Raw genomic sequence first — 24,525 nt, 5'->3', positions numbered from 1 at the left:
GGTCATTTGGCCGGACGCAGCAGTTGCATCTGCTGGCGGTAATCATCGGTCACCTGCCGTGCCTGGCTGCTGCTGGTGATTACCCGCGGCGTGATCAGCACGATCAACTCGGTGCGGTCCTTGGACTTGCTGGTGTTACCGAACAACCAGCGCAACCCGGGGATGCGGCCCAGATACGGCACGGCGCTGACGCTTTCGGCGTTGTCCTGTTTGATCAGGCCACCGAGCAACACGGTCTGCCCGCTTTGCACGGCCACCTGGGTGGACACCGAGCGCGTGGAGATACGCGGGTTGTTTTGCGAATCGTTGTTGGACGACTGGTCCTGGGCATCGCTGACTTGCTGCTGAATGTCCATGTACACAAGGCCCCCCGGATTGATGCGCGGCACCACGTCGAGGATCACCCCGGTCTGGACGTATTCGACACTGCTTAAGGTGGTGTCGGAGGCGCCAGTGTTAACGGTGGTCTGGCTGATGGGAATGTTGTCGCCCACCTGGATCTGCGCCGGCTGGTTGTTCATCACCACCAGCGACGGCGCCGACAGCACCTGGGTGCGGCCGTTGGTTTCCAGGGCGTGCAGCGCCACTTGCAGGTTGGTGCTGACGAACGAATAGAACAACGAATCCGCGCCCAGGCCAGCGCCGCCGCCACCCAATGCGCCCTGGCTGCCAGCGGCATTGGCCACGGTGGTGCTATTGGAATTACCCGCCAGGCGGCCCAGGTACCACTGCACGCCCAGGTCCAGTTCGCCGGTGAGCTTGACCTCCAGAATGCGCGTTTCGATCTGCACCTGCAGTGGCGGATTGTCGAGGCGCTTGATCGCCGATTCGATCTCTTTCCACTGCACCGGCCGCGTGCGCACCAGCAACTGGTTACTGCTTTTTTGCGCGGTGATGCGCGTGCCGGCGTCGAGGCTTTTGGCCGGTGCGCCTTGTTCTTCGCCAGCGCCCTGCTCGGCGCTCTCGCTGCCCTGATCGGCTTGCGCGTCGGGCTCCTGCTCCTCCTGCTCGGCAGAGGCGATCTGGTTATTGCCCATGCCGTTGCCGTTGCCATTGAGCCCACCGGGCATGCTGCCGGAGGTGCTGTTGGTGCCGGGCGATGACAAGGTTGCGGTGCGCAGACCGGGGGCCACCTTGGCCGGGGCGTCGTCCTTGATCGCGCCACTGCCGTAGATCTGCCGCAGGTATTTGGCCAGGTCAGTGGCCTTCATGTTGCGCACGTCGTAGACGTACATCTGCGGCTCGTTGCCGCCACCTTCGTCGATGGTGTGTATCCAGTCGCCGACTTCGCTGAGGTACTGCGGCTGGGACGAGATCGCGACCACCGAGTTGGTCCGCTCGATGGGCAAAAAGCGCACCATGCCCGCCAGGGGCATGCCGCTGTCGGGGCCGAACATCTTTTGCAGCTCGGGCATCAGCTCGGCCACGGACGCGCGTTGCAGGCCGAACACGCCCACCGACATGCCCTTGAGCCAGTCCACATCGAAGGTGTCGATGGTGTCCTGATAGTTGGCCAATTCCTCGGGCGTGCCGGCCAGACTCAGCACGTTGCGCGCCGGGTCCACCAGCAGGAATGCATTTTCCCGGGCGAACGGCTTGAGCAGTTTCTGCATCTCGGTGGCCGAGATATAGCGCAACGGAAACAGGCGCGCCGACAGGCCGCTGGACGGTTGCGACACGCGCATCTGCGGCACCAGCTTGCCCGATACCGCCTGGTTGGCCGGCAGGATCACGTAGCGGTTGCCCTGCTTGATCATGGCGTTGTCGGTCCACGACAACAGGGTTTCGAGAATCGACAGCGCCTGCTGCTTGTTCACCGGCTTGGAGGTGGAAAAGCTGACGTTGCCCTTCACGCCCTGGGCGATGCTGTAGCTCTCGTGCAGCAGGTCGCCCATCACGCTGTTGATGACCGCCTCTATGGGCTGGTCGGCGAAGTTGAACACGATGTCACCGCCGGCCTCCTCCTTGCCGGCGCGGGACGCGGCTGGCTGACGAACGAACTGCTGGTTACCGCGAATCAACTGGCGTTGCGGCGGCGTGTTCGCCTGGGGCTGGCTGCTGCTGGTCGACGCCTGTTCACTGGCCGGGTCCACGGCCGGACGCTGCGAGCCGGTGCCCTGTAGCGCCTCATGCAGCAGGGACTCGTCAGGCGCAGGGTGCTTGGGGAATGACCCGCAGCCGCCAAGGGCAACGGCGGTGGCCAGGCAAAACACGGTGGTGCGCAAGGCGCCGGGGTAGGTATCGATCAAGGGGATGACTCGTGAGGAAGGGTAATCGGAGGTGTGCTGGACGGCGGTGGCAAACGCAGCGCCCGCAGGCTCAAGGTTTGCGTGCGGCCGTCAAGCACGAAACGGGCGGTACGGGCGTCGAGGTGCTCCAGCACCCAGCCATTGGGCAGGGTCTGGCCCTGGCGGACTTTCAGCGCAGGGCCGTCGGCACGCTTGAGCAGCGCCACGCGCAGGTCGCCGTCAAGCACGATGCCGGTCAGCGTCAGGCTCGACAGGCTGGACGTCTGGGCCTGGCCGACGGCGCGGTCGGGGCTGCGGTCGGGGCTGAACAAAGGCGCCTGCCAAGTGCCGGCCAGGCTGTCCAGAGTCGCGCTCGGCGCCACCAGCACAGTGGCCGAGGCGTTGGCCCGAGCATCCGGCGCGGGCGGCGGCAACCACTCTGGCGCATCGCCGAGGTTGCTGAGAATGCCGACCATCAGCACACCCAGCAGCGCGGCCACGCCGAGCAAACCCCACTCCAGGGGACGCAATGGATTGATCATCGGCGCACCTGAGCGGCAGCGGCCGGTTGCAGGTAGCCGCGCACCAGCAGGTGCACCACCAGTTTGCCGGCGGCGCCGCTGGCGGGCGCATTCGGGCTCCGGCGAATGCTCATTTCATCGACGAACAGAAACGGACGCTGATATTCCAGCTCATGCAGGATCGCCGTCAGCGGTTCAATCGCGCAATTAAGGGTCAGGCTGACCTTGACCTGGCGATACGGTTCGGCCTCGTCCTGCTCCGGGGTGATGGGCATGCGCTGGGTCAGGCTGCAGCCGCCGCCGACGCTGGCGCGGCTGTTGATCAGGTCGGCGAGGCGCTGCATCAGGTCCGCGGCCACCGCGCTGGGGTCGTCTCCCGGCAGCAGGCTGGTGCTGCTCGCCGGGTCCTGGCGCGCCTGCTCCAGCTGTTCGCGCAGGCTGTCGCGCTGGCGCAACACGCCGGCGTAACGCTGCTGCTGTTCGCGCAGTTGTTCGGCCTGCTCGCCCATGGCGCGCAGCGGCCCGGCGAACCAGCTGTCGATCAACAGCCAGTACGCCGCGCCGAGCACCAGCGCGAGGGCGATCAAGGCCGCGCCACGGCGTTCACGGGGTGTCAGTGGACGGCGCATCGGCAGCCTCCTGGTGCAGGTGGGCGCGCAAGGAAAACTGATCCTTGCCGGTTTGCGCATCGGGCTGAATCACCCCTTCGAACTGAGCATTTTCCAGGCTGCGGCAGGCCTTGATGCGGGTGATCAAGGCACTGGCCTTGGCGCTTTGCCCGGAGAATGAAACGTCGGCACCGTCGTTGACTTCCAACTGGTCGATCCAGGTGTCGGACGGCAGGCACGCGGTGAGTTCATTGAGCAGCGCCGCCAGGGGCGGTTGCGCCATTTTGCGGCGGATCAGGTACTGCGCGGCACCACGGGTATTGAGCAATTGCTGACGCAGCGCTTGCACCTGCGCCACCTCGGCTTTTTGCTCGCGCACACTGTGGTGCATGGCATCGAGCACGCGCTGGCGGTCGTTGAGCCACAACAGCATGGCCGCGATCAGCAGGGCACCGCACAGCCACGGCAGGCTGCGCTGCAACCCCTTGCCGGCGGGGCGCTGGCGTGGACGCAGCGGCGCCGGCAGCAGATCGACACCCATCAACTGCCCCGCGCCATCGTCCACATCCACGGCGTGGGGACGCAGACCGAGGGCGGCGCACTCTTCAAGAATCCGGTCCAGACGCTCGCGCAGGATCGCCACCAGCGTCACATGCACATGGGTCGCCGTGCGGCGCTCCTGGCGCGCGACGAAGTACACGCTCGCCGCGTCGAACGGCGTAAAGCGGTCAAGTTCATAACCGACCACCGTCGACAGGTTACGCGCGGCGGCCAGCGGCAACTGCAGGCTCTGGCGCAGCACCGCGTCGCTGCCCAGCAGCAGCACCTGGCGCGTATCACCCGCGAGTGTTTGCACCGGCGCGGTCAGCGGCCAGCGGTAAACCTGCTCGGCGGCATCTTGCACCAGCAGCCATGCCGGCACGCAGCCGCGCAGCTCTTTGAGCCACAGCCGCCATCCCTGTTGCAGGACGCTGCCGCGCCAACGCCGCGTGACCGGTTCGCTCAGCACCTGCAGGCGGGCGGCCAGGTGTTCATTCATTCTTGCCAACGTAGGACTCGATAAGGTTGTGCGCTGCCTTGCGCGGGACTCAATAAAACCGTGACTTGCAACTGTGCGTGGTAACCGCCGGGACGTTGTGCGCGGCTGTCGATCACCAGCACATCACCGGCGTTGGCGCCCACCGCGCTTTGACGCGGCAGGTTCAGCGCCCGGCGCATCAACGCGCTGGCGAACGCCGGGTCGGGCCGGTCCAGCCCGCTCCACAGGCTGATCTCCGGCACCATTTCGCTATACAGCGCGCCGCTCATGCCCGGCAACTGGCGCAGCTCCTCGACCACGCGAAACGGCGCATGACCCTGGTTGCGTCGCACCTCCAGAGCCCTGGCGAGCTGGTCGGCCTGGGCCTGGTTGGCGCCGCAGGCCAGGGCCAGGCGCGCAAAATCACCCACGTCGGCGCTGTTGAGGTAGAGCTTGCCGAGGTCGCTGCGAACGCTGACGCGCAACTGTGCATCATCGAACGTCAGCGGCACCTCACGGCCGTCGGCCACCCACTGCTTGCGCTGCGTCGGATCAGCCAGGGCCTGCAGGGTCAATGCCACGCCCGCCTCCGCGGCCAGCAGCGCCTGGGTGTGCTGGCGATGCCAGGCGGCCTGGCGGGTCTGCAGTTGCACCCAGCCGGCCAGCCCGCCCAGCAGCAGACTGAGCAAGGCCAGCACCCACAGCACCAGTAACAGCGCGACACCGCGTTGCTGCCTGATCATTCCGGCGCTCCGCCCGACAGGTTCAGGCGCAGCGCAACCACCTGGGTGACCCACGGCACCGGCCCGTTCACCCGGGCGTCGATGCGCACCGCATACGGCAGGCGTTTGCTCCACGGCCACTCGCTGATCCAGCCGGTGGCCTGGCCCTTGGGCGACACGCCGCGATAGCTGAACTGCAAGTCCTCAACGCCTTTGAGCAGCACCTGCGGTTCGCCGCGCGAAGCCGGTACGCTGACCTGCGCCGCCGACTCGAACCGCGCGAACGCCACCTGCAATTCGCGCGCGGCCTCGGGGCCGCTCAGTTGCAGGGTAAAACGCTGGATGCCGCCGCCCAGCACACCGGGCAAGGTCGCGACAAACTGCATGCGTTGCGCCGTGCCGCTGAAAAAGCCGTCGGCCTGGCTGTCGTCCTCGGTCACGTCCAGCGGCAGCGCCTCGCTGATGGCGGTGCGCAAAAACTGCTGGGCGGCGCGCATTTCATCCAGGCTGACCGTGTAGCGCTGGGCCTTGAGCACCGCGCGATTGGCGCCGAGCAAGGCGCCGCCCACCAGGGTCAGCAACACGCCGAGCAGGCTGAGCACGATCATGATTTCAAGCAGGGTGAAGCCCTGCTGCCGGCGCGTCACAAACCGGCCCCGGCGGCGCGCAGTTTCAAGGTGTTGAAGTGCGCCTGGTGCGTGCCTTCGCTGACACTCAGGTCGAGGCGAAACAGATGGGGCTGGCCCGTGCGGGTCGGTTGCTGGGCGATGTTCAGTTGCCAATGGATGCCATCGAACTCGCCCTGGCGCACCTCGCTGGCCAACGGCCCCATGGTTTCCTCGTCCAGCACGCTCTGCGCCGCGAGGGTCAGGCGATCACTGTGATTGACCTGCAACAACGAGCGCGCGCTCTGGCCGAAAGCGACCAGCAACACCGTGCTGCAGATGGCCATGAGCGTCAGCGCGGCGAGCATTTCCAGCAGGGTAAAACCGCGCTGTCGCTTCATGGCAAGGCCCTGGACTGCACGCTGCCGGTCAGCCAGCCAATGTCGATGCGCCAGCGCCGCGTACCGTTGGCCAACAGCAGGTTGCCACCGGTGGAACTGCCGTCTGGGTAAAACTCCACGGTGGAACCTGCCTGTTCGGCGGTGTGCAGGGTGACCTGCAGAGCGGCCGGCCAGTATTTTGTCGGCCGTCCTGGCGCGGCGAAGCTCAGCCTGCGCAGGTCGAACACGGTGTGTTGCGCGGTGCCGCTGACGATTGCCCGCGCCCGCGTGCTGCGCAGCGCTTCGACCATCTGCCCCACCACCTGACGTTCTTTCGCCGCGCGCAGGCCTTGTTGCAGGCCAAACCCCACCAGGCCGGCCGCGATGCTGATCAGCACGATCACCACCAGCATTTCGAGCAAGGTAAAGCCGCGTTGGAGGTTGGGCATGGGCGCAGGTTTATTCCCAGTTGCCCAGGTCGGCGCTGTAGCCTTCGCCGCCGGGCTGGCCGTCCTGACCGTAGAAAATCAGGTCGAACGCGCCGTGCTCGCCGGGGAAGCGATAGCCGAAGGCATGGCCGAACGGGTCCTTGAGGTCCGACTGCTTGGCGTACGGACCGGCCCAACCGGCGGTGTTGCCCGGTTTTTCGACCAGTTGCTGCAGGGATTTGGGCGGCGAGCCGACGTCCAGCCCGTAGCTTTCGATCTTCATGCCCAGGCTGGCCAACTGTGCCTTGCCGGCGCCGTACTTGCCCTTGTCGACGTTACCGCCAACCTGGCGCACCACGATGGTGGCGACGATGCCCAGCAGCACGATCACTGCGAGCATTTCCAGCAGGGTAAAACCGCCCTGGCGGCGGGCAGGCTTGAATCGGGTGTGACGCATGGGTTGCTTCCTCAAGGGTTCATATATTGCTGGTCAGGCTCATCAACGGCAGCATGATCGCCAGCATGATCACCGCCACCAGCACCGCCATGACCACGGTCAGGGACGGCACCAGGGCGGCCAGCAGGCGGTCGATGCCGCGTTTGGCCTCCACGTCGAACACGTCGGCGACCTTGAGCAGCATGCTGTCGAGTTCGCCGGCCTGTTCGCCGACTTCAATCATTTGCAGAGCCAGGTCCGGCAGCAGCGGTTGCGCGCCAAAGGCGCTGGCCAGGGTGCCGCCGCCCTTGACCGAGTCGGCGGCGTCGGCGACCTGCGCCTGCAGCGCGCGGTTGGTGCAGACCTGCCGCGCGATGACCAGCGCTTGCAGCAGCGCCACGCCATTGCTGAGCAAGGTGCCCAGGGTGCGCGTCAAGCGGGCCGCCTCGACGCGTTGCAGCAACGGGCCGATCACGCGGATGCCGAGCAGGCGCCGGTCATAACGTTCACGCCGCTGCGGGTCGCGCAGGCGCGCGGCCAGTGTCCAGCAGATCACGATCAGGCCGGCCAGCACGGCCAGCCCGTACGCACCCAGAAACTGCCCGAGGCCCAGGATCACTTCGGTGATCAACGGGATCGGCACGCCCAGGTCCTTGAAGATCGGCACGAACTGCGGCACCACGTACGCCAGCAGAAGGGCCAGCGAACCGAGCACGCCGACCACCAGAAATGCGGGGTAGATCAGCGCGTTGATGACCTCCCCTCTTAACAGCTGGCTGCGTTCCAGGTAATCACTGAGCTGGCGCAGGGTGTTCTCCAGGGCGCCACCGGCCTCGCCGGCGCGCACCATGCTCAGGTACAGCGGCGAGAACTGGCTGCCCTCCTCCTCCAGCGCCTTGGATAACGGCTGGCCGGCCTTGACGTGTTCGCGAATGCGCTCGATCAGCGCGCGGGTCTGCGGCTGTCCGGGCTGTTTGAGCAGAATGCCCAGGGAGCGTTCCAGGGGTTGGCCGGCACCCAGCAAGGTTGCCAGTTGCTGGGTGAAACTGACCAGCGCCGCGCCGTTCAATTGGCCACGGCCGAAGGCCTTGCGCAGGCCCTGGGCGCCGGCCACATCGATGTGCAGCAACAGCAGGCCGCGCTTGTGCAGCGCGGCGACGGCGGCGTCCTGGTCCCGGGCTTCGAGGGTGCCGTTTTGCGGCTGGCCCTGGCTGTCGAGGGCGCGGTATTTGAACAGGCTCACGCGCCGTCTCCACGGGTGACCCGCAGCACTTCTTCCAGCGAGGTGACACCCGCCACGGCCTGGCGCAGGCCCTCTTCGTGCAAGGTGCGCAGGCCACCACGGCGGGCGGCCTGTTCGAGGGTGGCGGCGTCGGCCTGGCGCATCAGCAGGCTACGCAGTTCGTCGTTCATCACCAGCAATTCGGTGATTGCGCTGCGCCCATGATAGCCACCGCCCGGCGCGTCGGCGCGGGGTCGGTAAAGCAGAATCGGACGCTGCTCGGTGAAGCGATCGAGGCCGTGTTCGGCGATCAGTTCCGGCGGCGCTTCGAAGGCTTCACGGGTGGCCGGGTCGAGACGGCGCACCAGGCGCTGGGCGAGGATGCCGTTGACCGTCGAGGCGATCAGGTAGCTTTCGACGCCCATGTCCAACAGGCGCGTGATACTCGCCGCGGCGCTGTTGGTGTGCAGGGTCGAGAGCACCAGGTGGCCGGTCAGCGAAGACTGGATGGCGATGCGGCAGGTTTCGAGGTCGCGGATTTCACCGATCATGATCACGTCCGGGTCCTGCCGCACGATGGAGCGCAGCGCGCCGGCAAAGTCCAGGCCGATGGCCGGCTTGACCTGGATCTGGTTGATGCCTTCGAGCTGGTATTCCACCGGGTCTTCAACGGTGATGATCTTGCGCTCGGCGGTATTGAGCCGCGACAGCGCGGTGTACAGCGTGGTGGTCTTGCCCGAGCCGGTGGGGCCGGTGACCAGCAGGATGCCGTGGGGCCGTTCCAGCACTTCAAGGAAGGTTTCCAGGCGCTGGCCGTCGAAGCCCAGGCTCTGGAAATCGAACTGCACGGTCTGCCGATCGAGCAGGCGCATCACCACCGATTCGCCAAAACTGGTGGGTACGGTGGACACCCGCAAGTCGAGTTCCTTGCCCTGGATGCGCAGCATGATGCGGCCATCCTGGGGCAGGCGCCGCTCGGCGATGTCCAGGCGCGCCATGATCTTTACCCGCGAAATCACCGCCGCCGATGAGCTCGATGGCGGCGCTTCGGCTTCGTGCAGCACGCCATCGATGCGGTAGCGCACCTTGAGCTGGTTTTCAAAAGGTTCGATATGGATGTCGGAGGCGCGATGTTCCACCGCGCGCTGCAGGATCAGGTTGACCAGGCGAATCACCGGCGCTTCGGAGGCCATGTCCTTGAGGTGTTCGATGTCTTCCAGCGTGCCGCCCTGCTCGTCGAGGTTTTCGATCAGGGTGCCCATGGCCGAGCGGCCCTGGCCGTAGTACCGCTCGATCAGGGTTTCGACCTCATTGCGCGGGCCCACCGCCAGCCACACCGGTACGTCGCAGGCATAAGCCATGGCCTGGAACGGATAGACCTGGGCGGGGTTGGCGGCCAGCACGCGCAAACCGCCCTGGCTCCAGCCCACGGGCACCACCTGGTAATGGCGCATGAAGCGCTCGGTCAGTACCGGCAAGGGATCGAGCAACGGCGGTGCGGCATCGGCCAGCACCAACGGGGCGCCGAGCAGGTCGGCCCAGGCGCGGGCCAGCTCCAGTTCCGAGACCAGCCCCAGGCGAGTGAGCAGGCCCAGCAATTCGGTGTCGTCGGATTCCTGTGACAGGCGCCGGGCGCGCTCCAGGTCAACGGTTTTCAACCCGGCCTGTCGCATCAGCCACGCGCATACCTGATCGGTATCCGGGATGTGCATCTGGCAGGCATTGAGGGGTGTTGACGGGCTGGGCATGGGCGACTGTCTGAGAGGAGTAGTTTGCAGGAGCCAGGGGGGCGCTCCTGCAAAGGGCTGTGCTTAGTTGGACGTTTTCGACGTGCCCGAATTGTTCTGCGGACGACCGCCCTTGGTGGTTTCTGCCTTCTGTTTTTTGGCTGCCTTGGCGTCGTGGGCCTGGGTCAGCACGGTGGAATCGGTGGCGCCGGACGTGGCGTCGGCATCGGTGGATTCAGCGGCCATGGCTGCGCCACTCAGTGCAACGCCCAGCACAACACCGGCACTCAACAGGGAAATCTTCATCAACTTTCTCCAGATCAACAACAGATCGACAACAGCGATTAGCTCGAGTGGCGTCTTGAACTCGCTCAAGACCCTACACCAAAGCCGTGTATATGACAGCCTGTTTAGGGCATGGCCTTTTAGAACTATCTGGCAGAGCCACTAGTTCGCCACCCCGGCTGACATTTTCTTAAACCAATCGACCAGTAGGTTTAATATTGGTTCCAAAACGTAATGAAATATTTCTTATTTCGCGCAAAAAATAGCTTTTGTTTGACTTATTACCGCAAGAATTGCCTTAATTATCGGGTTTTTGCGATTCAAAATGCCATCGCATGATATCGCATAGACATTACTTACAAGAATAACTCACACATTTTTAACACTCTTAAAACAGTGAAATTCGCCAAGTAATCGCAATTAGCCATCGGCTAAAAATTGCGTTCATGGCCAACTATTGCCTGTGAAAAAGTGACGAGCGTGTGCGCTGGAACACACTTGTTGCAGCGCCATGTTCAATAAAACAGTAACTGGAGAGCCCCATGAGTAAACGCAAGATGATCGGTGCGCAGTCGGCTTTTGCCCTGCTGGCACTGGCGGTATCCCAGGTGCACGCGGCGACCAACCCGGCACTGGATGAAGGTCGCGTGAACCGCGCGGAAAAGGCAGCGGATAAAACCCTGGCCAAGATGACCATGGAAGAAAAACTCGCCTACATCGGCGGCACCGGTGGTTGGGACGTCAAGCCGCTGAGCCAGTATGGTATCCCGCAGATTCACGGCGCTGATGGCGGCGTGGGCGTGCGCTACACCAGCGAGGGTAATGCCCAGGGCGTGGTGTACCCCTCCGGCCCGAACCTGGCGGCCAGCTGGAACCCGCGCCGCGCCATCGACGTGGGTCGTGCCCTGGGCTACGACACCGCCAGCGGTGGTTACCAGTTCGTCACCGGCCCCGGCATGAACCTGTACCGCATGCCCTACAGCGGCCGTGCTTTCGAATACCTGTCCGGTGAAGACCCGTTCCTCGGCGCCAGCCTGGGCCCGGCACTGATCAACGGCATCCAGTCACGTGGGGTGTGGGCCAACGCCAAGCACTACGCGGCCAACGACCAGGAAAGCAACCGCTTCCACCTCAACGAAACCATCAGCGAGCGCGTGCTGCGCGAGATGACCCTGCCGCCCTTCGAGTCCGCTTCGAAGAACAGCAAGGTGGCGATGATGATGTGTGCATTCCAGAAGGTGAACGGCGAATTCGCCTGTGAAAACTCGCACCTGATCCACGACATCCTGAAAACCGAATGGGGCTATCCAGGCTTCGTCCAGAGCGACTACAACGCCGTGGTCAACGGCCTGCCCGCCGCGCAGGCCGGCACCGACCTGGACATGATGGGCTACCAGATGAACAGCACGGTGCTCAAACCGTTTCTGGACAGTGGCGAACTGAGCAGCGCGACCATCGATGACAAGGTGCGCCGCATCCTCAAGCAGATTTACCTGTACAAGTTCGACAGCAAGGCGCCGTTGACCAGCCACAACATGAACAGCGCCACCAGCAACCGCGTGGCGCTGAACGCGGCGCGCGAAGGTATCGTGCTGCTGAAAAACCAGAACAACCTGCTGCCGCTGGATGCGAAAAAGGTCAAGACCATTGCTGTGGTGGGCAACCTGGCCAAGTACGCACCGCCGACCGGTTTCGGCAGCGCGAACGTGATGGCCGCCAACTACGTCAGCGAGCTGAGCGGCCTGCAGCAACTGGCGCCGGGCGCCAAGGTCGAGTTCATCGACGGCCTGTCCCTGGACCCGACCACCTCGAACTGGACTCACCAGGACGGCAACGGCAACAGCGTCAAAGGCGTGAAGACCGAATTCTTCAGCAACACCAACTGGTCCGGCGACCCGGCGGCCAGCCGTACCGACCAGCACGTTGACCTGGACTGGTCGACCGACAGCCTGCCGGTGAACGGCGACACGGCCGCCACGTCGATCCGCTACAGCGGCCAGATCACCCCGACTGTCAGCGGCGAACAGGTGTTCAAGGTCCGCGCCGACGGTGCGGTGCGCCTCTACGTCAACGGCAAGAAAGTGCTCGACAACGGCGACGGCAAGCCGCTGCCGAACAACAGCATCCCGCCGACCATTCCTGTGTTCGCCAAGGTCAACCTGGAAGCCGGCAAGCCGGTGGACATCAAGCTTGAATATTCGCGCCGTAACGGCTACCTCTCGACCATGGGCGGCCTGGTAGGCGTGCAGATGAGCTGGGCGTCGCTGGTTGCTCCGCAGGATCTGGCCAAGTACGACGCCGTGCTGGTAGCGGCCGGCAACAGCAGTGAATACGAAGGCGAAGGCTTCGACCACAGCTTCGACTTGCCGGAGTTCCAGGGCCAACTGATCCAGAGCATCGCCAAGGTCAACCCGAACACCGTGGTGACCCTGCACGGCGGCACCGGGCTGAAAATGAGCGACTGGATCGACCAGGTGCCGGCCGCGTTGCACGCGTTCTACCCTGGGCAGAACGGCGGTCAGGCCCTGGCGGAAATCCTGCTGGGCAAGGTCAATCCGTCGGCCAAGCTGCCGATCAGTATTGAACGCAACATCGAAGACAACCCGATCTACGCGACCTTCCCCAAGTTCGACAACCAGGAAACCCTGGCCGAGATGAGCTACAAGGATGACCTGTTCGTCGGCTATCGCGGTTACGAGAAAAAAGGCATAAAGCCGCTCTACCCGTTCGGCTATGGCCTGTCCTACACCACCTTCGGTTACAGCAACATCAGCGTGACCCCCGGGGTCGCGGTGGCCGGCGCACCGATCAAGGTATCGTTCGACCTGGCCAACACCGGCAAGGTCGCCGGTGCCGAGGTGGCCGAGCTGTATGTGGGGCAGAACAATCCCAAGGTTGAACGTGCGCCCAAAGAGCTCAAGGGCTACAAGAAAGTGTTCCTCAAGCCGGGCGAAAGCAAGCGCGTGACCATCGAGCTGAACGATCGCTCGCTTGCCTACTTTGACGAGGCCAGCAAGCAGTGGGTGGTCGATGCCGACAGCTTCAACCTGTCGGTGGGTGGGTCGTCCCAGGACATCCGCCTGAACGCCAAACTGGTCAACTCGTTCCGCCAGGAACTGTCGACCACCAGCAGCAACCCGCTGCCACGTTCGGCACTCAATTCGACGCTGCGTGAAGCGCCAAAGGTGAAGACCGGTGGCGTGCTCAAGCAGAACGAAAATGCCGACAGCGACACCAGCGAAGGTGATGGCTACGACATGTCCGATGACAGCAGCCAGGGCAGCGCAGCCGGCAATTGATCGGTTGATTCAGGGATAGATCACGGTTCAGGGACGAACCCTGATGGCTGCATCGACCCGCGCGATGTAAGTATCAAACCGCGCCACCAGGTCCACCTGCTCGGGAAAGCGCAGCCACTGGATCTGCAGGCCGTCCATCATGGCCAGGATTTCTTCGGTCAGCCCGGCAAGGTCCACATCCCCGCGCACCTCCCCCATCGCCACCAGATCAGCAAACTGCCCATGCAGGCGTTGTTGAATGCCCGCATAGCGCTCCTGGAACCAGGTCCAGGCGGGTTGCGTGTCGAGCAGATTTTCTGCATTCAAAATCGTGAACGCCCGCACTACGCCTGGCGCACTGGCGTTGGAGCGATTGATCGCGCGCAGGCTGCCAAGCAACCCGGACAGTGATTTCTCCGCCCGCACCTCGTCGGCAATCCGTTGATTCACCTCGTCGCGGCGCTGCAGCACGCCCATCAACAGGGAAATCTTGCTGGGAAAGTGATGCAGCAGGCCGGCCACCGAGATGCCGGCAATCGCCGCCACCCGGGCCACGGAAGCGCCGCTGTAGCCGTCCAGGGAAAACACCTGCAAGGCTGCGTCGAGCAGCTCTTCGCGGCGTTTTTCACCTTTGGGCGCGCGGCGGGTCTTGGGTGCAGGCTTGATCATGGGGACGTCCTTGTGGGCAGGCGTGCACCGTATCCAAATTGCGGGCGGGTCGCAAATAAAGCGCGAGGTGCCGAAACGCGTGCGCAATTAACGGGGTGCGATTCAAGTCTCAGCATTCGATCCTGGCCAGGTTGCCTTTGCAATACACATGAAATTATTGCCGTAGATCGCTTGGATATCCGCATCCGAATAATTACCGAAACCACCTGGAGGCGTGCTATTGCATTGCTGGAGAAGGTGAAGTCGAAGACATGCAAGGCACCGTATTTCCGATCCGCCTGGGGATGTCTATGTGCTTGATCAGCATGATCGGCATTTCTTGCGCGCAGGCAAGGGACAGGACCTAATTCTGGTTAGCGTCTTCAATCCGCCACTGCGTGGTGATGAGAGACATAATCTCAATGACCGCTCGGGATCGGCTTACTGATGTTTCTTCTGACCGCTATGCTGCTTCGCTTACTCAAAGGAGTTCCCTATGCGTAAGGATTACCTCGCCTTTTTCATCTCCCTCTTTCTATCAAGGCTGGCGGATCAGATCCTGTTATTTATTGTGCCGCTGGTGGTATTCCAGACCACCAACAGCGCTTCGTGGGCAGGGCTGGCGTTTTTCGTCGAATCACTACCGCGATTTCTCGTGCTCCCCTTGTGCGGCGCCCTGTGCGACAAATACTCGCCTATCAAGATCCTGCATATCAGTCAGGTCTACCGGGCATTGCTCTGTGTGCTGGCGATGGCGCTTTACGGAATCTTTGGTGGTATCGGCTGGGTGATGGTCCTGTCGGCACTGTGCGGAGTGCTAACCACGCAAGGCATCATGGCTCGTGAAGTGCTTATGCCGCCTATCTTCCGGCACTACAGCTACACCAAAACCTTGTCCTATTCCCAGATAGCCGATCAGACAGGACTGGTACTCGGACCTCTGGTGGCGGCATTGATGCTCGAAGTTTGGGCTTGGCACTGGGTAGTGCTTTGGATCGCCGGATTATTTCTGCTGGCAGACATAAGCATGCTGGCGTGGCAACGTCTTAGCCGTATTACGCTAGAGGTGTTCGAGCAGCATCAAGACATCTGGCTGCAGCCCTTGAGGATCGCTTTTGGGCATATCCGTAGCCTGGCGGAATTAAAAAAGATCATCACTCTGGCGGTAGGCGTCAACCTGATCGTCGGCGTCACCTTGGCGACCTCGGCGGCCATGGTCATCGGCCAATACAGCGCCGGCAAGGATAGCTATGCAGCACTGCAAGCGGGAGGTGCAGTGACAACAATCTTGATCCTTTTTCTCCTCGCTCGGGTTGTGGTGCCTCTGCGGGTCCTAGGGTGGGTCGGATATTCAATGATCGCAACTGGGGCATTCATCAGCGCCCTGAGTCCGAATCTATTCGGCTATGTGCTGGGTTTCCTGTTAATCGTCGGCTTTGACAAAATGTTCAACGTCTACATGCGCACTATCCGGCAGCGGGTAATACCGCCTCAGGACTTCGGCAAGACGGTAGGCGTGATCACGCTGCTGAACAACATATCCCAGCCCCTGGCAGGTTTACTGGTAGCTTTGTTAGCTTCGCCCTTGGGCACCCAGAACGTAATCCTGATTCTGGCCGTGTTGACCACCATTCTTGGCGCATTTGCTATGTGGTGGTTCAACGGTTCGCGGCCCAGTCCCGAGCTTGACTCTCGAGTCTGACCAAGAAGCCGGAAAATGAAAGTATGGCTGAATTCACTTCCTTGGAATCGGGCTGAAAGTAAAGGCGAACGTAGCGCCTCGTACTCACATGAGCGCGGCGCTATAAGCGGGACCCATCAACCTTCTGACCGTCCCAGCCATCCTGCAGCCAGCATTTGAGTGCCGAAACCTCGTTAGCGCATTCCAACGCATAGGCGCATTGGAATGCTTCAGTGCTCTGCTGAGCATGGAAGCGGATAGGTTGCTTGGCGCCTGGACGGTAGATTTTCCCGAGTGGCTTGCCCACGAACGATTCAAAATATTGTTTCTGAAAACCGTTGGAAGTCGAAATCAGCATCAAGATAGGGAATACAACCCAGCGGTAGACGAACCAATATAAAAATTGATGCGCAACAAATCGCAAAAGACAGTGCCAGCGGTGGACTTGAAATCCGTGACTGGAGAGGAGTTTCAATGGAACTCAGAAACGAAAAAAGCGGCGCAAGGCCGATATTTCCGTGGCTTCCAGGCGCTCAATTGGCCTTGGCGGAAGCAAATATGGCGCAGCGGACGGGACTCGAACCCGCGACCCCCGGCGTGACAGGCCGGTATTCTAACCGACTGAACTACCGCTGCGCGTAACACATGAAGCGAATGGTGGGTGATGACGGGATCGAACCGCCGACCCTCTGCTTGTAAGGCAGATGCTCTCCCAGCTGAGCTAATCACCCTTCGTTTCGGTGTGGGCGCATCATACACCAAAAAATCGTAATGTCTTGATTTAAATGCACTTTATTTAAAAAAGATCAGCTCACGACTGTTTGCCATATTTTGGACAATAAAAAGCCCGCGATTAAGCGGGCTTTCCGTGGTGACCTGGCGTTCAGCGTTCCAGATAACCGAATATGGCGCAGCGGACGGGACTCGAACCCGCGACCCCCGGCGTGACAGGCCGGTATTCTAACCGACTGAACTACCGCTGCGCGTAACACGTGAAGCGAATGGTGGGTGATGACGGGATCGAACCGCCGACCCTCTGCTTGTAAGGCAGATGCTCTCCCAGCTGAGCTAATCACCCTTCGTTTCGGTGTGGCGCGCATTCTACGGAGCGACCCTGGGTCTGGCAAGTACTTTCTTAAATCTTTTTTTTCAGCCCTTCCAATGGCTTACGCAGGGTTGGCCTGCGCCCGTATCAAGAGAATAATGCCCCCCTTTGTATAGAGGAGAGACTCACCCCATGTGGTTCAAGAACCTGCTTATCTATCGCCTGACCCAAGATCTGCCTGTTGATGCCGAGGCGTTGGAAGCGGCCATGGCCACCAAACTGGCGCGCCCGTGTGCGAGCCAGGAGCTGACCACTTACGGTTTTGTCGCCCCTTTCGGTAAAGGTGAGGACGCGCCGCTGGTTCACGTCAGCGGCGACTTCCTGCTGATTGCCGCGCGCAAGGAAGAACGTATCCTGCCGGGCAGCGTGGTGCGTGATGCGGTCAAGGAGAAAGTCGACGAGATCGAGGCCGAGCAGATGCGCAAGGTCTATAAAAAGGAACGCGATCAGATCAAGGATGAAATCATCCAGGCGTTCCTGCCGCGTGCGTTTATTCGTCGCTCGTCGACGTTCGCCGCCATCGCGCCGAAACAAGGCTTGATACTGGTCAACTCGGCCAGCCCGAAACGCGCCGAAGACCTGCTGTCGACCCTGCGCGAAGTGATCGGCACCCTGCCAGTACGCCCGCTCACCGTGAAAACCGCACCGACCGCAATCATGACCGACTGGGTCACCACCCAGAAGCCGGCCGACGATTTCTTCGTCCTCGACGAATGCGAACTGCGCGACACCCACGAAGACGGTGGCATCGTGCGTTGCAAGCGCCAGGACCTGACCGGGGAAGAAATCCAGCTGCACCTGACCACCGGCAAGGTCGTGACCCAGTTGTCGCTGGCCTGGCAGGACAAGCTGTCGTTCATGCTCGACGACAAGATGACCGTCAAGCGCCTGAAATTCGAAGACCTGCTGCAGGACCAGGCTGAACAGGACGGCGGCGACGAAGCCCTGGGCCAACTGGACGCCAGCTTTACCCTGATGATGCTGACCTTTGGCGATTTCCTGCCAGCGTTGGTGGAAGCACTGGGCGGCGAAGAAAACCCACAGGGCATCTAACGCCATGTGAAGATCAAAATGTGGGAGCGGGCTTGCTCACTCCCACATTTGATCTGTGTTTACACTTCAAGAATCCAATAAAAAGGACATCCCCATGCGCGCACTCGCCGCACTGAGCCGCTTCGTTGGTAATACCTTCGCTTACTGGGTGTTGATCTTCGCGGTGCTCGCCTTCCTCGAACCCGGCTGGTTCCTTGGCCTGAAAAGCGCCATCGTCCCGCTGCTGGGCCTGGTGATGTTCGGCATGGGGCTGACCCTCAAACTTGAAGACTTCGCAGAGGTCGCCCGCCACCCGTGGCGTGTGGCCCTGGGCGTGGTCGCGCACTTCGTGATCATGCCGGGGGTTGCCTGGTTGCTGTGCCGGGCCTTCAACCTGCCGCCGGAAATTGCAGTGGGCGTTATCCTGGTCGGCTGCTGTCCGAGCGGCACTTCGTCCAACGTGATGACCTGGCTGGCCCGAGGCGACCTGGCCCTGTCGGTGGCGATTGCCGCCGTCACCACCCTCCTCGCCCCGCTGCTCACGCCAGCATTGATCTGGCTGCTGGCCTCGGCCTGGCTGCCGGTGTCGTTCATGGAGCTGTTCTGGTCGATCCTGCAGGTGGTGTTGCTGCCGATCGTACTCGGCGTGGTGGCGCAACGCGTGCTTGGCGCGCGGGTGCGCCATGCGGTGGACGTGCTGCCGCTGGTGTCGGTGATAAGCATCGTGATCATCGTCGCCGCGGTGGTGGCTGCCAGCCAGGCGAAAATCGCCGAGTCGGGCCTGCTGATCATGGCCGTGGTGATGCTGCACAACAGCTTCGGCTACCTGCTGGGCTACTTCACCGGACGGGTGTTCAAGCTGCCGCTGGCTCAGCGCAAATCGCTCGCGCTGGAAGTGGGCATGCAGAATTCCGGGCTGGGCGCGGCATTGGCCAGCGCGCACTTCTCGCCCCTGGCGGCGGTGCCGAGCGCGTTGTTCAGCGTCTGGCACAATATTTCCGGGGCGCTGCTGTCGACGTACTTCCGGCGCATGAGCGAGAAAGAAGACCGTCGCTTGCTGGAGGACGCGCCGCAAACTTGATCGTTCGATCAATCTTCGGCACTCTACCGAGCCTCGCGGGGACGACCTCGCGACGCTGTCAAAGCGCCAAACCCGGGGACGACCCCGCCTGAGAAAGCGAGGTCATCATGTCCTGGATCATTCTGTTTTTTGCCGGTCTGTTTGAAGTCGGCTGGGCCGTCGGTTTGAAGTACACAGACGGTTTCAGCAAGCCGCTGCCCACCGCGCTGACGATTGCCGCCATGGCGATAAGCCTCGGCCTGCTGGGCCTGGCCATGAAGGAACTGCCGCTGGGCACCGCCTATGCCATCTGGACTGGCGTGGGCGCGGTGGGCACGGTGATTGCCGGGATTGTTCTGTTTGGGGAATCCATGGCGCTGTTCCGATTGGCGAGTGTGGCGTTGATTATCTGCGGACTCATTGGCCTCAAGATCAGCACCTAATTCCGTACCGCTATCGCAGGCAAGCCAGCTCCGACATTTGGAATGCATTTCAAATGTGGGAGCTGGCTTGCCTGCGATGAGGCCCTCACTGCCGACACAAACCTACCTGATACTGGCGCGCAACCCACCCACCACCGCCTGCAAATGAGCAGGCGTCGCCGACTCGACCGATACCGGCTCGCCCGCCACCAGCACCACCCTCGACCAGATGCGATGAAAGAATCCCTTGTGCGGATCGCGGCTGAAAAAACTGCCCCACAATCCCTGTAGCGCCATCGGAATCACTGGCACCGGCGTCTCCTCGAGAATGCGCGTCAGACCACCGCGAAACTCATTCATCTCGCCGTCAGCTGTCAACTTGCCCTCGGGGAAGATGCACACCAGTTCGCCCTCTTGCAGATACCGGGCAATACGCGTGAATGCCTTCTCGTAGATGTGAATATCCTCATGCCGCCCGGCAATCGGAATCGCCCCGGCGGTACGAAAGATGAAGTTCAGCACCGGCAGACGGTAGATCTTGTAATACATCACGAAGCGGATTGGCCGACGCACCGCGCCGCCGATCAACAGCGCGTCGACAAACGACACGTGGTTGCACACCAGCAAGGCGGCACCCTCGTCGGGGATCTGCTCCAGGTTGCGGTGCTCCACGCGGTACATGGAATGGCTGAGCAGCCAGATCATGAAGCGCATGGTGAACTCGGGGACGATCCTGAAAATGTAGGTGTTGACCGCGATATTGAGCAGCGACACCACCAGGAACAATTCCGGGATCGACAGCTTGGCCACGCTCAGCAGCAGGATCGACACGATGGCCGATACCACCATGAACAATGCGTTGAGAATGTTGTTGGCGGCGATCACCCGCGCACGTTCGTTTTCGGCGGTGCGCGACTGGATCAACGCGTACAGCGGCACGATGTAGAAACCGCCAAACACGCCCAGGCCGAGAATATCCAACAACACCCACCACGCCTGGCCGTAACCGAGCACGGCCAGCCAGTCGTTGGGCTGGACGTTCTGCACGAAGCCGCCGGAATGCCACCACAGCAGCAGGCCGAACACCGTCAAACCGAACGAGCCGAACGGCACCAGGCCGATCTCCACCTTACGCCCGGAGAGTTTTTCGCAGAGCATTGAGCCCAGCGCAATGCCCACCGAGAACACCGTGAGGATCAGCGTCACCACGGTTTCGTCGCCGTACAGCCACTCCTTGGCGTAGGCCGGGATCTGCGTGAGGTAAATCGCCCCGACAAACCAGAACCATGAGTTACCGACGATCGAACGCGACACCGCAGGCGTCTGCCCCAGGCCCATGCGCAAGGTAGCCCACGACTGGGTGAAAATATTCCAGTCCAGGCGCAAGTGCGGGGTGGACGCCGCTGCCCGCGGAATGCTGCGGCTGGCCAGGTAGCCCAGCACCGCCACGCCGACAATTGCGGTGGCCACCCAGGGCGCGTAATGGACGGATGACATCATGATCCCCGCGCCAATGGTGCCGGCCAGGATCGCGAGGAACGTGCCCATCTCCACCAGACCGTTGCCACCCACCAGCTCATCGTCATGCAAGGCCTGGGGCATGATCGAATACTTCACCGGGCCGAACAGCGCCGAGTGCGTGCCCATGGCAAACAGCGCCAGCAACATCAGCTCCAGGTGATGGGTCAGCAAGCCGGTGGCGCCCACGGCCATGATCACGATTTCGCCGATCTTGATCGCGCGGATCAACGCATCCTTGTTGAATTTCTCGCCAAACTGCCCGGCCAGCGCCGAGAACAGGAAGAACGGCAGGATAAACAGCAAGGCGCAGAGGTTGACCCAGATCGAGCGATCACCGTCGAGGGTCAGCTTGTAGAGAATCGCCAGGATCAGCGATTGCTTGAAAATGTTGTCGTTGAACGCGCCCAGCAACTGGGTGATGAAAAACGGCAGGAAACGCCGGGTGCGCAGCAAGGTGAATTGTGAGGGGTGGCTCATCGTCCGTGTTCCTGCGTGGCCTGTTATTGATTCAGGCCACGACTTTACCTAACTCCGCCTACTTATTCGCTAACCCAGCAATGCAAGGTGAAACAAAAAGCTCACCTTTATAGGCACCCTGCACCGTGCGCCTGGCCACAATCAGCCACATCAGCGCCAACGCCGCCACCAGCACGCTACCGAACACACTGAAAAAACCCAGGTGCAGCAGATTCGCCAGCTTCAACGTCGCCAGCGCATACACCCCCAATGGAAAGGTAAAGCCCCACCAACCGAGGTTGAACGGAATACCGACGCGCAGGTAACGCAGGGTGATCAACACGGCGATCAGCATCCACCATAAACCGAAGCCCCACAGCGTGATGCCCGCCACCAGGCCCAGGCCGTTGGCCATCTCGCCGACCCCAGGCAAGCCGTTGGCGGCAAAAATGGCCGGCGCATCGCCGCCGAGCAGCAACATGCCCAGGGCGCCCGTGCCGATGGGACCAAGCGCCAGCCAGCTCGATGCGGCCATGTTGGCGGGAGGCAGTTTATGCAGGGCCATGCGCAGCATCAAAATGGTCAGGATGCTGAACGCCACCGGCAGGGAAAACGCCCACAATACATAGCTGGTCACCAGCATGATCAGTTGCCCGTGAGCATCGGCCAGGTGCGGCGCCAACAGCCCACCGCTCGCCGCCGCGACTTCGGCGGCGACCACCGGCAGCAGCCAGACGGCCGTCATCTGGTCGATGCTGTGCTCCTGGCGGGTGAACATCATGAACGGGATCAACACGCCACAGGCCAGGGCCATCGCCACATCGATCCACCAGATGACTTCGGCCACCGCGATCACATCGCCGCCCCAGCGCGGCAGGCCGAACAGCAGTAAACCGTTGAGAATCGTGGCCAGTCCCATGGGAATGGTGCCGAAGAACATCGACACCGTGGAGTGCCCGAAAATGCGCCGCGCCTCGTGGAAAAACATCACCCAGCGCGCGGCATACAACACGCTGAACAGGATGAACAGGCCGACGGTGAACAGCCATAACCCTTCACCCAGCGTGCGCAGCACGGGCAGGTTGACCGGCAATTGGGCCAGGGCCAGCGCGAGCACGCCGGTGCCCATGGTGGCGGCGAACCAGTTGGGGGTGAACTGGCGGATCACTTCCCGGGGACGGGTCAGGTGGCTGAACGGCTTGTAACTGATGGTATTTGGGCAGGTCATGCGGGCAATCCTCTTCCTCGTATGAGGTTGAGGCCATCATAGAACCTGATCGAATATCTATATAACGGGTAATATCTCTAACTGTTATCTATTTTACCAATATGCACCGGCTGCCGGCCTTGCCACATCAGCGCAGCCAGGGCACCAGACGCCAGCAGGATCAGCACCGCGCCATAACCGTCGGTGGTCGCGATCAAGCCAAAACTTCGAATCAGGTTGCCCGCCAATAACGACGGCAAACAGAACGCCAAGTAACTCAGCACATAAAATGCCGACATCAAGCCCGCTCGCTCATGGGGCAAGGCCAGCGGTACCACACTGCGCAAGGCGCCCAGAAAGCCTGCGCCAAAGCCGCTGCCGGCGATCAGGGTGGCAATGAAAAACAGTGGAAGGCTGGCGCTATGCACCGCCGTAAGAATCAGGGCCACGCCGATGGCCAGCAACCCGGCGCCCAGGCGCAGCACCTTGTCCGCGGGTCGATTGCGCAGGGTGAGGATCATCAGCGCGCCACTCAAGGTCAGCACCGCCACCAGGCCGCCACCGATCAGGTTGGACGTCGAGCCGGTGGCCGCCCGCACCAGCGACGGCGCCAGGGAGAGATAGAACCCGCCCATCGCCCACACCGCCACATCCACCGGCAACGACAGCCACAACGCCCGGCGTGCCTGAGGCGGCACATGCAGGGTCGGACGCAACGAGGCCAATGCACCCGGGATACGGCTGACGCTTTCCGGCAGACGCCACACATACACGGCCTGCAATAACATCAGCAGCAACAATGTGCAGTAGATCAACTGGGTCGGCAGCGGCGCGAACTCCACCAGCAAACTGCTGCCCATCGCCCCACACGCCATGCCCAGCAGCGGCGCCACACTGTTGACCAACGGGCCCTGCTGGCGGTCGCTGTCGAGCAGCGCCGCGCCCAACACCGCAGTGGCCATGCCGGTGGCAAACCCTTGCAGGGTGCGCGCAGCAATCAGCCAGGCCACACTGCCTTCATTGATAAACAGCAACATCGCCAGCATATTCAGGACCAGTGCGGCAAAAATCACCGGCTTGCGCCCGAGGTGGTCCGACAACGAACCCACTGTCAGCAACGCTGCCAGCAGGCTCATGGCGTACACCCCGAAGATCAGCGTGAGCATGCCCGCCGAAAAATGCAGACCTTCCTGATAGAGGTGATACAGCGGCGTCGGCGCGCTGGAAGCGGCCAGGAACGTCAGCAAGGTGATCGCGAGGAACACCAGGCTGGGACGATGAGAAGTGGTACTGGACATGGGCACGCTCCGCTAAAGCTAATATTTTGCTTTTGCGAAGTGTGCTACCGGCTGGCTCTTAAAGCAAATTCTTTGTGTTAAGGTCGCAACCATGGCGATAAAAGAAGGCCTCCGCCCGGGGGGCCGTAGTGCCCGGGTACAAGAATCCGTACATTCGGCGGCGCGTGAACTGCTGGAAACCCATGAGCGTTCCAGTGTTACGGTGCCAATGATTGCCGCACGTGCGGGTGTCACGCCCTCGACCATCTACCGGCGTTGGGGTGACCTTGGCGTGTTGCTCGCGGATGTGGCCCTGGCCCGCATGCGCCCGGACAGTGAGCCGGCCAACACCGGCAGCCTGCGCGGCGATTTGCAGGCCTGGGCCGAGCAGTATCTGGATGAGATGAGCTCCGAGCCAGGGCGCAACATGATGCGCGACCTGCAATGCAGCGTGACCCCGGGCTACTGCGTAAGCATCCTCAGCGGGCAGCTTCAAGCGATTGTTGATCGCTATCCCGACAGCAACCCACCGAGCGTGGCCCACTTGATCAATCTGATCGCGGCGCCGACGGTGTTTCGGATTCTGTTTTCAACTGTGCCGCTGACCGTGCAGGAACTGCACGCACTGATCGAACTGGCCCTGCAAGAGTAAAGGCAA

General features: G+C 62.1%; 22 protein-coding genes, 4 tRNA genes and 1 pseudogene. 7 read left to right on the top strand and 20 right to left on the bottom strand.

All coding sequences use genetic code 11. The annotated features are described in order from the left end of the window. Nucleotides 1-2 precede the first annotated feature (2 nt). From gspD to H045_RS05605, 12 genes are all read right to left on the bottom strand, one after another. A complete protein-coding gene (gene gspD / locus H045_RS05660; RefSeq protein ID WP_015371687.1) occupies nt 3-2,249 on the bottom strand; it encodes a type II secretion system secretin GspD in 2,247 nt (748 codons plus the stop codon). Next, nucleotides 2,246-2,770 (bottom strand): general secretion pathway protein GspN, encoded by a 525-nt coding sequence (locus H045_RS05655; protein ID WP_015371686.1) that lies wholly within the window; start codon nt 2,768-2,770, stop codon nt 2,246-2,248. The genes gspD and H045_RS05655 overlap by 4 nt, the downstream gene beginning before the upstream one ends. After that, nucleotides 2,767-3,378 carry a type II secretion system protein GspM gene (gspM, locus tag H045_RS05650; protein WP_003231953.1) on the bottom strand — a complete coding sequence of 204 codons (612 nt, stop codon included), beginning with the start codon at nt 3,376-3,378 and terminating at the stop codon, nt 2,767-2,769. Before gspM ends, H045_RS05655 begins: the two co-directional genes overlap by 4 nt. Next, nucleotides 3,353-4,396 (bottom strand): PilN domain-containing protein, encoded by a 1,044-nt coding sequence (locus H045_RS05645; protein ID WP_015371684.1) that lies wholly within the window; start codon nt 4,394-4,396, stop codon nt 3,353-3,355. Before H045_RS05645 ends, gspM begins: the two co-directional genes overlap by 26 nt. Next, the gene (locus H045_RS05640; protein WP_015371683.1) at nt 4,393-5,118 is read right to left on the bottom strand and encodes a general secretion pathway protein GspK; all 726 of its coding nucleotides are present in this window, start codon (nt 5,116-5,118) and stop codon (nt 4,393-4,395) included. The genes H045_RS05645 and H045_RS05640 overlap by 4 nt, the downstream gene beginning before the upstream one ends. After that, nucleotides 5,115-5,744, bottom strand: a complete 630-nt coding sequence (locus H045_RS05635; protein ID WP_015371682.1) for a prepilin-type N-terminal cleavage/methylation domain-containing protein — start codon at nt 5,742-5,744, stop codon at nt 5,115-5,117. The genes H045_RS05640 and H045_RS05635 overlap by 4 nt, the downstream gene beginning before the upstream one ends. Then, a complete protein-coding gene (locus H045_RS05630) occupies nt 5,741-6,103 on the bottom strand; it encodes a prepilin-type N-terminal cleavage/methylation domain-containing protein (protein ID WP_015371681.1) in 363 nt (120 codons plus the stop codon). The genes H045_RS05635 and H045_RS05630 overlap by 4 nt, the downstream gene beginning before the upstream one ends. Beyond that, nucleotides 6,100-6,531 (bottom strand): prepilin-type N-terminal cleavage/methylation domain-containing protein, encoded by a 432-nt coding sequence (locus H045_RS05625; protein ID WP_015371680.1) that lies wholly within the window; start codon nt 6,529-6,531, stop codon nt 6,100-6,102. Before H045_RS05625 ends, H045_RS05630 begins: the two co-directional genes overlap by 4 nt. A 10-nt stretch (nt 6,532-6,541) precedes the next feature. Next, nucleotides 6,542-6,967 (bottom strand): type II secretion system major pseudopilin GspG, encoded by a 426-nt coding sequence (gspG, locus tag H045_RS05620; RefSeq protein ID WP_003231965.1) that lies wholly within the window; start codon nt 6,965-6,967, stop codon nt 6,542-6,544. A 19-nt stretch (nt 6,968-6,986) separates the two neighbouring features. Continuing rightward, nucleotides 6,987-8,189 carry a type II secretion system inner membrane protein GspF gene (gspF, locus tag H045_RS05615; protein ID WP_003231967.1) on the bottom strand — a complete coding sequence of 401 codons (1,203 nt, stop codon included), beginning with the start codon at nt 8,187-8,189 and terminating at the stop codon, nt 6,987-6,989. Beyond that, nucleotides 8,186-9,916: a type II secretion system ATPase GspE gene (gene gspE, locus H045_RS05610; protein WP_041931445.1), complete on the bottom strand. Its 1,731-nt coding sequence runs from the start codon at nt 9,914-9,916 to the stop codon at nt 8,186-8,188. The genes gspF and gspE overlap by 4 nt, the downstream gene beginning before the upstream one ends. Nucleotides 9,917-9,979: 63 nt before the next feature. Continuing rightward, a complete protein-coding gene (locus H045_RS05605) occupies nt 9,980-10,201 on the bottom strand; it encodes a hypothetical protein (protein WP_015371678.1) in 222 nt (73 codons plus the stop codon). A gap of 521 nt (nt 10,202-10,722) precedes the next feature. Between H045_RS05605 and H045_RS05600 the strand changes: the two genes are divergently transcribed. Next, nucleotides 10,723-13,479 (top strand): beta-glucosidase, encoded by a 2,757-nt coding sequence (locus H045_RS05600; protein ID WP_003231974.1) that lies wholly within the window; start codon nt 10,723-10,725, stop codon nt 13,477-13,479. Between the two features lie 27 nt (nt 13,480-13,506). Here H045_RS05600 and H045_RS05595 read toward each other — a convergent pair whose 3' ends face one another. Next, a complete protein-coding gene (locus H045_RS05595; protein ID WP_015371677.1) occupies nt 13,507-14,127 on the bottom strand; it encodes a TetR/AcrR family transcriptional regulator in 621 nt (206 codons plus the stop codon). Nucleotides 14,128-14,333: 206 nt separating this feature from the next. Here H045_RS05595 and H045_RS25725 point away from each other — a divergent pair. Both H045_RS25725 and H045_RS05590 read left to right on the top strand, forming a co-directional pair. Beyond that, a pseudogene (locus H045_RS25725) lies at nt 14,334-14,554 on the top strand (ectoine synthase). A gap of 48 nt (nt 14,555-14,602) precedes the next feature. Beyond that, nucleotides 14,603-15,808, top strand: coding sequence for an MFS transporter (locus H045_RS05590; protein ID WP_015371676.1), 1,206 nt, complete (start codon nt 14,603-14,605; stop codon nt 15,806-15,808). Nucleotides 15,809-16,346: 538 nt separating this feature from the next. On the opposite strand, the gene H045_RS05580 is transcribed toward H045_RS05590, so the two are convergent. The 4 genes from H045_RS05580 to H045_RS05565 all read right to left on the bottom strand — a co-directional run bounded on the left by H045_RS05580 (nt 16,347) and on the right by H045_RS05565 (nt 16,865). After that, a tRNA-Asp gene (locus tag H045_RS05580) sits at nt 16,347-16,423 on the bottom strand. A 19-nt stretch (nt 16,424-16,442) separates the two neighbouring features. Further along, a tRNA-Val gene (locus tag H045_RS05575) sits at nt 16,443-16,518 on the bottom strand. A 175-nt stretch (nt 16,519-16,693) separates the two neighbouring features. Next, nucleotides 16,694-16,770: transfer RNA gene (locus H045_RS05570), tRNA-Asp, on the bottom strand. A 19-nt stretch (nt 16,771-16,789) separates the two neighbouring features. Next, nucleotides 16,790-16,865, bottom strand: a tRNA-Val gene (locus H045_RS05565). Nucleotides 16,866-17,024: 159 nt separating this feature from the next. Here H045_RS05565 and rdgC point away from each other — a divergent pair. The 3 genes from rdgC (at nt 17,025) to sugE (ending at nt 19,427) form a co-directional block, all read left to right on the top strand. Beyond that, on the top strand, nt 17,025-17,945 hold the full coding sequence (rdgC, locus tag H045_RS05560; protein ID WP_003237110.1) for a recombination-associated protein RdgC: 921 nt from the start codon (nt 17,025-17,027) through the stop codon (nt 17,943-17,945). Between the two features lie 94 nt (nt 17,946-18,039). Continuing rightward, complete coding sequence (locus H045_RS05555) at nt 18,040-19,005, top strand: bile acid:sodium symporter family protein (RefSeq protein WP_015371674.1); 966 nt, start codon at nt 18,040-18,042, stop codon at nt 19,003-19,005. A 107-nt stretch (nt 19,006-19,112) separates the two neighbouring features. Further along, nucleotides 19,113-19,427, top strand: coding sequence for a quaternary ammonium compound efflux SMR transporter SugE (gene sugE, locus H045_RS05550; protein ID WP_015371673.1), 315 nt, complete (start codon nt 19,113-19,115; stop codon nt 19,425-19,427). Between the two features lie 102 nt (nt 19,428-19,529). On the opposite strand, the gene H045_RS05545 is transcribed toward sugE, so the two are convergent. The 3 genes from H045_RS05545 to H045_RS05535 all read right to left on the bottom strand — a co-directional run bounded on the left by H045_RS05545 (nt 19,530) and on the right by H045_RS05535 (nt 23,888). Then, entirely contained in the window at nt 19,530-21,404 is a 1,875-nt protein-coding gene (locus H045_RS05545; RefSeq protein ID WP_015371672.1) for an MFS transporter, read from the bottom strand. Nucleotides 21,405-21,462: 58 nt separating this feature from the next. Further along, complete coding sequence (locus H045_RS05540; protein WP_015371671.1) at nt 21,463-22,611, bottom strand: TDT family transporter; 1,149 nt, start codon at nt 22,609-22,611, stop codon at nt 21,463-21,465. 77 nt (nt 22,612-22,688) lie between these two features. After that, a complete protein-coding gene (locus H045_RS05535; RefSeq protein ID WP_015371670.1) occupies nt 22,689-23,888 on the bottom strand; it encodes an MFS transporter in 1,200 nt (399 codons plus the stop codon). A gap of 91 nt (nt 23,889-23,979) precedes the next feature. Between H045_RS05535 and H045_RS05530 the strand changes: the two genes are divergently transcribed. Beyond that, nucleotides 23,980-24,519 carry a TetR/AcrR family transcriptional regulator gene (locus H045_RS05530; RefSeq protein WP_080627577.1) on the top strand — a complete coding sequence of 180 codons (540 nt, stop codon included), beginning with the start codon at nt 23,980-23,982 and terminating at the stop codon, nt 24,517-24,519. The last annotated feature ends 6 nt before the right edge of the window (nt 24,520-24,525 follow it).

The organism is Pseudomonas poae RE*1-1-14, from assembly GCF_000336465.1.
GTDB lineage: Bacteria > Pseudomonadota > Gammaproteobacteria > Pseudomonadales > Pseudomonadaceae > Aquipseudomonas > Aquipseudomonas poae.
This window is presented reverse-complemented; position numbering and strand designations above follow the sequence as displayed.